We start from the raw sequence: 12,352 nt of genomic DNA, 5'->3' as shown, positions 1-12,352 counted from the left end.
GTGAGTATTTTAATGAACAAAACGTCCGGCACGAGACATAAATTCTTCTTCGCTCATTTCCTGTCCGTTAAAAACAACTTTACCCGGTGTATAACGCAGTTGCAGCGAGGCGGTATTGTTGTCAATCGTGATTAACTGAAACATCTGACCTAATGTCATCATCCCGCTGATTTGTTTATCAGCCCGCTTTTGCGCTTTTTCAGCATCCATGCCTTCAGATAAATTAAGCTGTTTTGCGGTTTCTGTGACAACATTAAGCGGTAACTTCACGTCAAAATTGAGCGATTTAATATCTTTGTTTGTGGATGATGAAGATTTGGCTGGGTCGGCAATACTGATATCCAGATTGGCATTTAGTTCGCCGAGTGCGTTCTTCCATCTTACCGGTTGTTTAATGGTCGGCTCACTTTTTTGTAATAATGGTAAATACTCTTTGAACAATGCAGCATTCACTTCTTGCAGAGCAACTTCATCGTTTGCTAACTCAGGGTGTGCAGCAAGCTGCTTCTGCATCGCAATGTTATACTGAATGATAAATTGGCGCACCGCTGAGGGATCAATAGATTCCGCAATCAAGGACCACTCACCACTACCGAGTTGCTGATTTCCTTTTGTTAACTTATCAAGTTCGTAGGTCAGATTGACATTGATATAATCTTTGTCTTTAACGCGATCCAGCCTGGTTTTTGCAACGAAAGCATCGATTTGGGCAACGTCTTCTCCCTGATTGATAATGTTAATCTGATTGAATTTCGACTCGCTTTCGCCAACCGGAAATTTCTTTTCTTCTAATCGCGTCAGAGAATCAATGGTAAAACTTTTCGCCGTTACTTTGTTCAATGGCGATAATTCCAGAACAATATCTTCGACTTTGCCTTCAATATCCAGGTTAGACAATGAGCTACCATCACCATTAAAAGTAAACTGGCCTTCACCAAAAGAAAACTTTCCATATTTTGCAGGGGCAACATCTAATGTCGTGGAGAATGAGCCACCAAACGCGAATCGCAATGTCGCTTCCACGGGCGATTTATTTTTTGCGGCGATAAATAGCGGTTGTGTCAGTTCATTATTCACTAAGTTCACTTTTGCCGCTGCCAGTGCGGGGATGACATTACCACGCATTAACATTGTGATGGGCAACGGACCGTGCTCAACATCCACATCAAATGCAACTTTCTGGCCTGGCTTGATATTGAGATCGGGTGCACCGTTATCAAATGTCATTTGCATTTGAAAATGAGAATTAAAAAAGCCTTTGTCAAAGTTTTTATAACTTAACGTCATATCGTAGGCATGTTCACCTTTCTTTTTAGCATCGTTAAAATCTTTAATGAACTTTTCGACACCAGGCTGAATTTGCGTACCTGTGTACCATGTGCCACCACCCCAGATTACGGCTAACGCAACAATAACACCTGTAGCTGACTTACGTATCATATAAATATTCCCTGATAAAACAGCAAAACTTTGAATATCCACTTATGCTGAAATAATGTCCAGCGGCAGGACGCATTATCAGAATGTATTTATATTTATTAAATAATAAAAAAAGCCCGTGAATATTCACGGGCTTTATGTAATTTACATTGAATTATTTTTTCTCGGACAGATATTTCACAGTATCAGCATACTGCTGAACAAAAACATCCATATTGCTGGTATCCATACCCTGCGGATTCAGCTGATATTTACCATTAACAAACATCGCCGGAACGCCACGCAATTGCACGTCAGCTGCAGCTTTTTCCTGCTGAGCGACCAGGGATTTCACCACGAAGCTGTTCCACGCCGCGTCGTACTCTTCACCTTTAATACCTGCGTTGATAAATACATCGCGGATATCAGATGCTGAACGAATGGTCTGGGTTTTCTGTACGCCTTCAAACAGCGGAACAGTGACTTTGTCTTCCACGCCCAGTGCCATCGCCACTGCCCATGCCTGAGTCAGATCTTTGCCCAGGTCACCCCCCATGAAGTTGACGTGGTATTTAGTCATCTTCACGCCTTCCGGCAGTTTTTTCTTCACGTTATCAGAAATATGCAGAACTTCTTCAAACTGATAGCAGTGCGGGCAGAAGAAAGAGAAAAACTCCAGCACTTGCGGCGCGCCAGCTACCGGTTTTTCCAGGGTAGTGTACTGTTTACCATCTTCATACTGCGCCGCCGATGCGCTAAACGCTAAAACTAAACCAGCCAGCGCCAGCCAAATCTTTTTCATGATCTACTCTCTCCGATTAATACATAGGTGTTAATTGCAAAGGGGGTTCTTGTAGAACTTTTGCCTGTTCTATAAAAGTCGCCGTCTGTCGCAGCCAGTAATCTTCCCCGGTTAACCACGGGAAATTTTTCGGGAACGCGGGATCAGCCCAACGCCGCATTAGCCAGGCAAGATAATAAACCAAACGCATGGCGCGTAAAGGTTCAATCAGTCCGATTTCAGCGGTGTCGAACTCGCTAAATTCTTCATAAGCTTCAATAATAGTTTCCAGTTGCATCCGCTGCTCGGCTTTATCGCCATTGAGCAACATCCACAAATCCTGAATAGCCGGACCATTACGTGCATCATCCAGATCAACAAACATTGGACCATCGCGCCAGAGGATATTCCCGGCGTGGCAGTCTCCATGTAGCCGCAGAACGGTGAAATCTTCCCGCCAGTGTGCTGTAACGGCGGCGATCAGCTCATCTGTCGCTTTCAGGAATGCCGCTTTCAACCCGGAAGGTATCAGTGTAGCGTCCTCAAACAGCTTGCGTGGCTCAATGAGATATTCATTCAGACCGATGGTCGGGCGATGGATAAAAAGCTGTTTGCGCCCCGTCTGGTGCATACACCCTAAATAACGCCCAACAGCTTCCATCTGATCGATATTATCAGCTTCGAACTGGCGACCACCGACGCTTGGAAAAACAGCGAAATAAAATCCCTGATGATTCAATAAAGTCTGACCGTTAAAGGCCACAGGCGCTGCGACCGGAACTTCATCGTTAACCAGCTGCAACGCAAATTGATGTTCTTCGAGGATTTGATCGGCTGTCCAACGTTCAGGGCGATAAAATTTGACGACAAAACGTCGACGATCTTCGTCCTGAAATTGATAGACACGGTTTTCATAGCTGTTAAGCGGGGTAAGACCGGAATCCACCCGGATCCCATGCTCAAACAGAGCGTCCATGATGGTATCCGGGTGTAGTGTCTGGAAAGTAAAAGCGCTGTTGTTCATCCCATCATCCGGAAAACATTACGAATGATGAAGGATATCATTTCACGATGATTTTGGTGGCACCGCTTACAAGCTTTTACTCTTTAATTACGCCGCGAGCGCGTAACAGCGCCGTTTTGAAATCTTCTTCATAATCTTTCTGCAAACCCGGGATCACCGCACCTTTCGCAGAATCACGCATTTTCAGGTGATAGATCAGAATGTCATCCGTCAAATCCGCCAGTTCGCCGTCAAAACCTGACTCTTTCGCCAGTTTCTGCAAAAATTGCAGCAGGTTAAGGTCTGGCTCTTTTTGCCAGGCTGGCTGGAGGAGTTCAATAACTTCATTCAGACGTTTACATTTCATAGTAATGCTCCTTACTCTTGAGACAGACACGTTAGCAGGGTCAATCCCACAATAAAAGAGGCGATATCGGTGAATCTGATGACGACGATAACAGGCGTTGTGCTGGCGGGCGGTAAAGCCAGACGAATGGGCGGCGTAGATAAAGGATTGCTTGAATTAAACGGCAAACCATTATGGCAACATGTCGCTGACGCGCTTATGACGCAGCACTCTCACGTCGTGGTTAATGCTAATCGTCATCAGGAAATCTATCAGGCAAGCGGTCTGAAAGTGATTGAAGATACACTGGCGGATTACCCAGGCCCTCTGGCAGGAATGCTTTCAGTAATGCAGCAGGAAGCGGGGGAGTGGTTTTTGTTTTGCCCATGCGATACGCCTTACATTCCCCCTGATTTAGCTGCCCGGCTTAATCATCAGCGCAAAGATGCGCCTGTCGTGTGGGTCCACGACGGTGAACGCGATCACCCGACTATTGCTCTGGTAAACCGCGCAATTGAGCCTTTATTACTGGAATATCTGCAAGCAGGAGAACGCCGGGTAATGGCATTTATGCGTCTGGCTGGCGGTCACGCGGTCGATTTCAGCGATCATAAAGATGCATTTGTAAACGTGAATACGCCAGAGGAGCTTGCCCGATGGCAGGAAAAACGATGATACCGTTACTCGCCTTTGCCGCGTGGAGCGGCACTGGAAAAACTACGCTGCTGAAAAAACTGATCCCGGCATTATGCGCCAGAGGGATCCGTCCAGGGCTGATTAAGCATACGCACCATGATATGGATGTTGATAAACCGGGCAAAGATAGCTATGAGCTGCGCAAGGCTGGCGCGGCACAAACCATCGTTGCCAGCCAGCAGCGATGGGCCTTGATGACGGAAACACCAGACGAAGAAGAGCTGGATCTACATTTTCTCGCAAGTCGAATGGATACCTCAAAGCTGGATTTGATTCTGGTCGAAGGGTTTAAGCATGAAGAGATCGCAAAGATTGTGCTGTTTCGCGATGGAGCCGGACATCGACCGGAAGAATTAGTGATAGACAGACATGTTATTGCTGTAGCCAGTGATGTGCCGCTTAATCTTGATGTCGCGTTACTGGATATTAATGATGTTGAGGGGCTGGCTGATTTTGTGGTGGAGTGGATGCAAAATCAGGACGGATAAGCAAGAGTAGTCTGGATCAGACGCGCCAGCGTCGTATCCGACCTTTTTCTGCACCAGCGCAAAAAGGCCCAGTCTTCCGACCGGGCCTTCTGCTTAATTTGATGCCTGGCAGTTCCCTACTCTCGCATGGGGAGACCCCACACTACCATCGGCGCTACGGCGTTTCACTTCTGAGTTCGGCATGGGGTCAGGTGGGACCACCGCGCTAAGGCCGCCAGGCAAATTCTGTTTCATCAGACCGCTTCTGCGTTCTGATTTAATCTGTATCAGGCTGAAAATCTTCTCTCAATCCGCCAAAACACCTTCGGCGTTGTAAGGTTAAGCCTCACGGTTCATTAGTACCGGTTAGCTCAACGCATCGCTGCGCTTACACACCCGGCCTATCAACGTCGTCGTCTTCAACGTTCCTTCAGGACCCTTAAAGGGTCAGGGAGAACTCATCTCGGGGCAAGTTTCGTGCTTAGATGCTTTCAGCACTTATCTCTTCCGCATTTAGCTACCGGGCAGTGCCATTGGCATGACAACCCGAACACCAGTGATGCGTCCACTCCGGTCCTCTCGTACTAGGAGCAGCCCCCCTCAGTTCTCCAGCGCCCACGGCAGATAGGGACCGAACTGTCTCACGACGTTCTAAACCCAGCTCGCGTACCACTTTAAATGGCGAACAGCCATACCCTTGGGACCTACTTCAGCCCCAGGATGTGATGAGCCGACATCGAGGTGCCAAACACCGCCGTCGATATGAACTCTTGGGCGGTATCAGCCTGTTATCCCCGGAGTACCTTTTATCCGTTGAGCGATGGCCCTTCCATTCAGAACCACCGGATCACTATGACCTGCTTTCGCACCTGCTCGCGCCGTCACGCTCGCAGTCAAGCTGGCTTATGCCATTGCACTAACCTCCTGATGTCCGACCAGGATTAGCCAACCTTCGTGCTCCTCCGTTACTCTTTAGGAGGAGACCGCCCCAGTCAAACTACCCACCAGACACTGTCCGCAACCCCGATAAGGGGCCTACGTTAGAACATCAAACATTAAAGGGTGGTATTTCAAGGTCGGCTCCATGCAGACTGGCGTCCACACTTCAAAGCCTCCCACCTATCCTACACATCAAGGCTCAATGTTCAGTGTCAAGCTATAGTAAAGGTTCACGGGGTCTTTCCGTCTTGCCGCGGGTACACTGCATCTTCACAGCGAGTTCAATTTCACTGAGTCTCGGGTGGAGACAGCCTGGCCATCATTACGCCATTCGTGCAGGTCGGAACTTACCCGACAAGGAATTTCGCTACCTTAGGACCGTTATAGTTACGGCCGCCGTTTACCGGGGCTTCGATCAAGAGCTTCGCGTTACCGCTAACCCCATCAATTAACCTTCCGGCACCGGGCAGGCGTCACACCGTATACGTCCACTTTCGTGTTTGCACAGTGCTGTGTTTTTAATAAACAGTTGCAGCCAGCTGGTATCTTCGACTGATTTCAGCTCCACGAGCAAGTCGCTTCACCTACATATCAGCGTGCCTTCTCCCGAAGTTACGGCACCATTTTGCCTAGTTCCTTCACCCGAGTTCTCTCAAGCGCCTTGGTATTCTCTACCTGACCACCTGTGTCGGTTTGGGGTACGATTTGATGTTACCTGATGCTTAGAGGCTTTTCCTGGAAGCAGGGCATTTGTTGCTTCAGCACCGTAGTGCCTCGTCATCACGCCTCAGCCTTGATTTTCCGGATTTGCCTGGAAAACCAGCCTACACGCTTAAACCGGGACAACCGTCGCCCGGCCAACATAGCCTTCTCCGTCCCCCCTTCGCAGTAACACCAAGTACAGGAATATTAACCTGTTTCCCATCGACTACGCCTTTCGGCCTCGCCTTAGGGGTCGACTCACCCTGCCCCGATTAACGTTGGACAGGAACCCTTGGTCTTCCGGCGAGCGGGCTTTTCACCCGCTTTATCGTTACTTATGTCAGCATTCGCACTTCTGATACCTCCAGCATACCTCACAGTACACCTTCGCAGGCTTACAGAACGCTCCCCTACCCAACAACGCATAAGCGTCGCTGCCGCAGCTTCGGTGCATGGTTTAGCCCCGTTACATCTTCCGCGCAGGCCGACTCGACCAGTGAGCTATTACGCTTTCTTTAAATGATGGCTGCTTCTAAGCCAACATCCTGGCTGTCTGGGCCTTCCCACATCGTTTCCCACTTAACCATGACTTTGGGACCTTAGCTGGCGGTCTGGGTTGTTTCCCTCTTCACGACGGACGTTAGCACCCGCCGTGTGTCTCCCGTGATAACATTCTCCGGTATTCGCAGTTTGCATCGGGTTGGTAAGTCGGGATGACCCCCTTGCCGAAACAGTGCTCTACCCCCGGAGATGAATTCACGAGGCGCTACCTAAATAGCTTTCGGGGAGAACCAGCTATCTCCCGGTTTGATTGGCCTTTCACCCCCAGCCACAAGTCATCCGCTAATTTTTCAACATTAGTCGGTTCGGTCCTCCAGTTAGTGTTACCCAACCTTCAACCTGCCCATGGCTAGATCACCGGGTTTCGGGTCTATACCCTGCAACTTAACGCCCAGTTAAGACTCGGTTTCCCTTCGGCTCCCCTATTCGGTTAACCTTGCTACAGAATATAAGTCGCTGACCCATTATACAAAAGGTACGCAGTCACCCCATAAAGAGGCTCCCACTGCTTGTACGTACACGGTTTCAGGTTCTTTTTCACTCCCCTCGCCGGGGTTCTTTTCGCCTTTCCCTCACGGTACTGGTTCACTATCGGTCAGTCAGGAGTATTTAGCCTTGGAGGATGGTCCCCCCATATTCAGACAGGATACCACGTGTCCCGCCCTACTCATCGAGCTCACAGCATGTGCATTTTTGTGTACGGGGCTGTCACCCTGTATCGCGCGCCTTTCCAGACGCTTCCACTAACACACACACTGATTCAGGCTCTGGGCTCCTCCCCGTTCGCTCGCCGCTACTGGGGGAATCTCGGTTGATTTCTTTTCCTCGGGGTACTTAGATGTTTCAGTTCCCCCGGTTCGCCTCATTAACCTATGGATTCAGTTAATGATAGTGTGACGAATCACACTGGGTTTCCCCATTCGGAAATCGCCGGTTATAACGGTTCATATCACCTTACCGACGCTTATCGCAGATTAGCACGTCCTTCATCGCCTCTGACTGCCAGGGCATCCACCGTGTACGCTTAGTCGCTTAACCTCACAACCCGAAGATGTTTCTTTCGATTCATCATCGTGTTGCGAAAATTTGAGAGACTCACGAACAACTTTCGTTGTTCAGTGTTTCAATTTTCAGCTTGATCCAGATTTTTAAAGAGCAAAACTTCGCAGTGAACCTTTGCAGGTACACTCTGAAGTATTTTTTATTTAATCACTACAGAGATGGTGGAGCTATGCGGGATCGAACCGCAGACCTCCTGCGTGCAAAGCAGGCGCTCTCCCAGCTGAGCTATAGCCCCATAACATGTAGTTAAAACCTCTTCAAATTTGCGGTGCAAATTTGGTAGGCCTGAGTGGACTTGAACCACCGACCTCACCCTTATCAGGGGTGCGCTCTAACCACCTGAGCTACAAGCCTGTAGAGGTTTTACTGCTCATTTTCATCAGACAATCTGTGTGAGCACTGCAAAGCACAGTTCTTTAAGGTAAGGAGGTGATCCAACCGCAGGTTCCCCTACGGTTACCTTGTTACGACTTCACCCCAGTCATGAATCACAAAGTGGTAAGCGCCCTCCCGAAGGTTAAGCTACCTACTTCTTTTGCAACCCACTCCCATGGTGTGACGGGCGGTGTGTACAAGGCCCGGGAACGTATTCACCGTGGCATTCTGATCCACGATTACTAGCGATTCCGACTTCATGGAGTCGAGTTGCAGACTCCAATCCGGACTACGACGCACTTTATGAGGTCCGCTTGCTCTCGCGAGGTCGCTTCTCTTTGTATGCGCCATTGTAGCACGTGTGTAGCCCTGGTCGTAAGGGCCATGATGACTTGACGTCATCCCCACCTTCCTCCAGTTTATCACTGGCAGTCTCCTTTGAGTTCCCGGCCGGACCGCTGGCAACAAAGGATAAGGGTTGCGCTCGTTGCGGGACTTAACCCAACATTTCACAACACGAGCTGACGACAGCCATGCAGCACCTGTCTCACGGTTCCCGAAGGCACATTCTCATCTCTGAAAACTTCCGTGGATGTCAAGACCAGGTAAGGTTCTTCGCGTTGCATCGAATTAAACCACATGCTCCACCGCTTGTGCGGGCCCCCGTCAATTCATTTGAGTTTTAACCTTGCGGCCGTACTCCCCAGGCGGTCGACTTAACGCGTTAGCTCCGGAAGCCACGCCTCAAGGGCACAACCTCCAAGTCGACATCGTTTACGGCGTGGACTACCAGGGTATCTAATCCTGTTTGCTCCCCACGCTTTCGCACCTGAGCGTCAGTCTTCGTCCAGGGGGCCGCCTTCGCCACCGGTATTCCTCCAGATCTCTACGCATTTCACCGCTACACCTGGAATTCTACCCCCCTCTACGAGACTCAAGCTTGCCAGTATCAGATGCAGTTCCCAGGTTGAGCCCGGGGATTTCACATCTGACTTAACAAACCGCCTGCGTGCGCTTTACGCCCAGTAATTCCGATTAACGCTTGCACCCTCCGTATTACCGCGGCTGCTGGCACGGAGTTAGCCGGTGCTTCTTCTGCGGGTAACGTCAATGAGCAAAGGTATTAACTTTACTCCCTTCCTCCCCGCTGAAAGTACTTTACAACCCGAAGGCCTTCTTCATACACGCGGCATGGCTGCATCAGGCTTGCGCCCATTGTGCAATATTCCCCACTGCTGCCTCCCGTAGGAGTCTGGACCGTGTCTCAGTTCCAGTGTGGCTGGTCATCCTCTCAGACCAGCTAGGGATCGTCGCCTAGGTGAGCCGTTACCCCACCTACTAGCTAATCCCATCTGGGCACATCCGATGGCAAGAGGCCCGAAGGTCCCCCTCTTTGGTCTTGCGACGTTATGCGGTATTAGCTACCGTTTCCAGTAGTTATCCCCCTCCATCAGGCAGTTTCCCAGACATTACTCACCCGTCCGCCACTCGTCAGCAAATCAGCAAGCTGATTCCTGTTACCGTTCGACTTGCATGTGTTAGGCCTGCCGCCAGCGTTCAATCTGAGCCATGATCAAACTCTTCAATTTAAAAGTTTGATGCTCAAAGAATTAAACTTCGTAATGAATTACGTGTTCACTCTTGAGACTTGGTATTCATTTTTCGTCTTGCGACGTTAAGAATCCGTATCTTCGAGTGCCCACACAGATTGTCTGATAAATTGTTAAAGAGCAGTGCCGCTTCGCTTTTTCTCAGCGGCGCGGGGTGTGCATAATACGCTTTCCCGCTCCAGAGTCAAGCATTTTTTTGCTTTTCTCTGTCGAGATTCTCAGGAGAATCTCGCTGACCCGGCGGCGTGTTTGCCGTTGTTCCGTGTCAGTGGTGGCGCATTATAGGGAGTTATTCCGGCCTGACAAGAGGAAATTTAAAATAATTTTCCGACCGCGCATTTTTTACTCTTTATGCTTATTTCAGCGTCGGTTTGTCGGTTAAATGGGCGATTTCTCGGGCGAAATTCTCCACCTGCTGCCAATCGGTATAGACAACTTCTTTGCGCGTATCCGTTTCACCGCCTGACATCTTCATAATCAGCTTGATCATAAAGCGGTCGTACCAGCGGTAACGTGGATAACGTAGCGCCCCGGCAATGACGGCACAGCGATCGGGACGCCATTGTGAACTCATCAGAAACTTCCGCGCGTAGCTGTTGGTCTGTGGAGTACGCTTCTCCGGTTTACGCGCCACCAGGTTTACGGAGTAAAAGGCGCTCGGCATCGAATTCAGCCGCGTCGCATGCTTTTTGACAAATTCCTGGAACGCAGAGTGGTAGTGACCATAGCGAATAGAAGCACCAATGACCACGCGATCGTAGTTTTCCCACTGGGGTTCTTCAATGCGATGCACATTAGCGACATCTGCCTGGATCCCCAGTTCTTTCAGTTCCGAAGCCAGGTAGGCGGCAATCTCGCGCGTTTGTCCGTCCCTTGTTGAGAAAAGAATTAATGTTTTCACGTATTACTCCATCATTCACGCCAGAAAGTCGGGGTAAAGAGCACCAGCAATGTAAAGACCTCGAGACGACCAAACAGCATGTTGGCAATCAGGATCCATTTAGCCACCGGGTTCATACTGGTAAAGTTATCAGCAACCACGCCAAGCCCTGGCCCCAGGTTATTCAATGTCGCAACAACCGAGGCAAAGGCAGAAAAGTCATCCACACCCGTGGCGATAATCGCCAGCATACTGACAATAAACACCAATGCATAGGCGGAGAAAAATCCCCAAACGGCTTCGAGGATACGTTCCGGCAGTGCGCGATTCCCCAGCTTAATGCTATACACGGCGTTCGGATGCACCAGTCGTTTCAGCTCACGGTTCCCCTGCTTAAACAGCAGCAGAATGCGGATCACTTTCAGGCCACCGCCCGTAGACCCGGCGCAACCGCCAATAAATGCTGAACATAAAAGCAGTACCGGCAAAAAGAGCGGCCAGCGGGCAATGCTGTCAGTCGTAAACCCGGCGGTTGTCGCCATCGACACCACCTGAAAAAACGCCTGGTTAATTGTCATCAGCGCCGAACTATAGACATTATGAAACCACAGCACGAGGGTACAAATAACCACCAGCGTAAACTGTACGCCGATAAACATGCGAAATTCCGGATCGCGCCAATAAACCTTCAGACTACGCCCACTTAACAGCGAAAAGTGCAGACCGTAGTTACAGCCGGAGATCAGCAGGAAGATAGCAATGATGGTGTTAATAGTCGGGCTGTCGAAATAACCGATACTGGCATCATGTGTCGAGAAGCCGCCAATAGCGATAGTCGCAAAGCTATGGCCGATGGCATCAAAGGCATCCATTCCGGCAAACCACAACGCCAGCGCACAGGCGACGGTCAGCAAGACATAAATCAACCACAGGGTTTTCGCCGTTTCCGCAATTCGCGGGCGCATTTTGTTATCTTTCAGCGGGCCGGGCATTTCTGCGCGATAGAGCTGCATCCCACCCACGCCGAGGATAGGCAGTATCGCAACCGCCAACACGATGATCCCCATCCCGCCAAACCATTGCAGCATCTGGCGATAAAAGAGGATGGCGTGAGGGAGCGAATCCAGCCCCACCAGCGTAGTGGCTCCCGTGGTGGTCAGGCCAGAGAAAGATTCAAAAAATGCATCGGTAATCGTGAGGTTTGGGCTTTCCGAGAAGATAAAAGGGAGCGCACCGACGCTACCCAGCACGGTCCAGAACAGCACCACTATCAGAAACCCTTCACGGGATTTCAGTTCGCCCTTCTCTTTGCGGTTCGGCCACCACAGCATAGAGCCAATGGCGAGGGCGACAAAAAAGGTCTGGGTAAAAGCGCGGCCCGCTCCATCCCGGTAGATGAGTGCTACCAGCCCAGGGATAATCATGGTCCCTGAAAATAAGATGACCAGTAGTCCAACGATTCGGGTAATGGCGCGAAAATGCATCTCTGCCGCTTCCTTAGTTCTGCAAAA

At 49.9% G+C, this 12,352-nt stretch carries 8 protein-coding genes, 2 tRNA genes and 3 rRNA genes; 2 read left to right on the top strand and 11 right to left on the bottom strand.

Going from position 1 to position 12,352, the window contains the following annotated elements; translation table 11 throughout:
- Positions 1-9 precede the first annotated feature (9 nt).
- The 4 genes from QUE74_RS24100 to QUE74_RS24085 all read right to left on the bottom strand — a co-directional run bounded on the left by QUE74_RS24100 (position 10) and on the right by QUE74_RS24085 (position 3,570).
- Positions 10-1,440: a YdgA family protein gene (locus QUE74_RS24100; RefSeq protein WP_001355342.1), complete on the bottom strand. Its 1,431-nt coding sequence runs from the start codon at positions 1,438-1,440 to the stop codon at positions 10-12.
- Between the two features lie 154 nt (positions 1,441-1,594).
- Entirely contained in the window at positions 1,595-2,221 is a 627-nt protein-coding gene (gene dsbA, locus QUE74_RS24095; protein ID WP_000725337.1) for a thiol:disulfide interchange protein DsbA, read from the bottom strand.
- A 16-nt stretch (positions 2,222-2,237) separates the two neighbouring features.
- Entirely contained in the window at positions 2,238-3,224 is a 987-nt protein-coding gene (gene srkA, locus QUE74_RS24090) for a stress response kinase SrkA (protein ID WP_001065492.1), read from the bottom strand.
- Between the two features lie 76 nt (positions 3,225-3,300).
- On the bottom strand, positions 3,301-3,570 hold the full coding sequence (locus tag QUE74_RS24085; RefSeq protein WP_001355341.1) for a YihD family protein: 270 nt from the start codon (positions 3,568-3,570) through the stop codon (positions 3,301-3,303).
- Positions 3,571-3,639: 69 nt separating this feature from the next.
- Between QUE74_RS24085 and mobA the strand changes: the two genes are divergently transcribed.
- Positions 3,640-4,224 (top strand): molybdenum cofactor guanylyltransferase MobA, encoded by a 585-nt coding sequence (mobA, locus tag QUE74_RS24080; RefSeq protein ID WP_001052167.1) that lies wholly within the window; start codon positions 3,640-3,642, stop codon positions 4,222-4,224.
- On the top strand, positions 4,206-4,733 hold the full coding sequence (gene mobB, locus QUE74_RS24075) for a molybdopterin-guanine dinucleotide biosynthesis protein MobB (RefSeq protein ID WP_000907615.1): 528 nt from the start codon (positions 4,206-4,208) through the stop codon (positions 4,731-4,733). Before mobA ends, mobB begins: the two co-directional genes overlap by 19 nt.
- A gap of 103 nt (positions 4,734-4,836) precedes the next feature.
- Here mobB and rrf read toward each other — a convergent pair.
- From rrf to trkH, 7 genes are all read right to left on the bottom strand, one after another.
- Positions 4,837-4,952: ribosomal RNA gene (rrf, locus tag QUE74_RS24070) — 5S ribosomal RNA — on the bottom strand.
- Between the two features lie 95 nt (positions 4,953-5,047).
- Positions 5,048-7,952 (bottom strand): 23S ribosomal RNA (locus tag QUE74_RS24065).
- A gap of 183 nt (positions 7,953-8,135) precedes the next feature.
- Positions 8,136-8,211, bottom strand: a tRNA-Ala gene (locus QUE74_RS24060).
- Positions 8,212-8,253: 42 nt separating this feature from the next.
- Positions 8,254-8,330 (bottom strand) — tRNA-Ile (locus tag QUE74_RS24055).
- A 68-nt stretch (positions 8,331-8,398) separates the two neighbouring features.
- Positions 8,399-9,940: ribosomal RNA gene (locus tag QUE74_RS24050) — 16S ribosomal RNA — on the bottom strand.
- The 16S, 23S and 5S rRNA genes sit together here with 2 tRNA genes alongside, the layout of an rRNA operon.
- A 376-nt stretch (positions 9,941-10,316) precedes the next feature.
- A complete protein-coding gene (gene hemG, locus QUE74_RS24045) occupies positions 10,317-10,862 on the bottom strand; it encodes a menaquinone-dependent protoporphyrinogen IX dehydrogenase (RefSeq protein ID WP_000853950.1) in 546 nt (181 codons plus the stop codon).
- Between the two features lie 11 nt (positions 10,863-10,873).
- The gene (trkH, locus tag QUE74_RS24040) at positions 10,874-12,325 is read right to left on the bottom strand and encodes a Trk system potassium transporter TrkH (RefSeq protein ID WP_000545677.1); all 1,452 of its coding nucleotides are present in this window, start codon (positions 12,323-12,325) and stop codon (positions 10,874-10,876) included.
- Between the last annotated feature and the right edge of the window lie 27 nt (positions 12,326-12,352).

The sequence above is a fragment of the Escherichia sp. 10290 genome (assembly GCF_030295155.1).
In the GTDB taxonomy this organism is placed as follows: domain Bacteria; phylum Pseudomonadota; class Gammaproteobacteria; order Enterobacterales; family Enterobacteriaceae; genus Escherichia; species Escherichia coli_F.
This window is presented reverse-complemented; position numbering and strand designations above follow the sequence as displayed.

Excerpts from the sequence above, each read along its gene's own strand:
- QUE74_RS24100 (WP_001355342.1), bottom strand. The coding sequence starts at position 1,440 with ATGATACGTAAGTCAGCTACAGGTGTTATTGTTGCGTTAGCCGTAATC.
- dsbA (WP_000725337.1), bottom strand. The coding sequence starts at position 2,221 with ATGAAAAAGATTTGGCTGGCGCTGGCTGGTTTAGTTTTAGCGTTTAGC.
- srkA (WP_001065492.1), bottom strand. The coding sequence starts at position 3,224 with ATGAACAACAGCGCTTTTACTTTCCAGACACTACACCCGGATACCATC.
- QUE74_RS24085 (WP_001355341.1), bottom strand. The coding sequence starts at position 3,570 with ATGAAATGTAAACGTCTGAATGAAGTTATTGAACTCCTCCAGCCAGCC.
- mobB (WP_000907615.1), top strand. The coding sequence starts at position 4,206 with ATGGCAGGAAAAACGATGATACCGTTACTCGCCTTTGCCGCGTGGAGC.
- trkH (WP_000545677.1), bottom strand. The coding sequence starts at position 12,325 with ATGCATTTTCGCGCCATTACCCGAATCGTTGGACTACTGGTCATCTTA.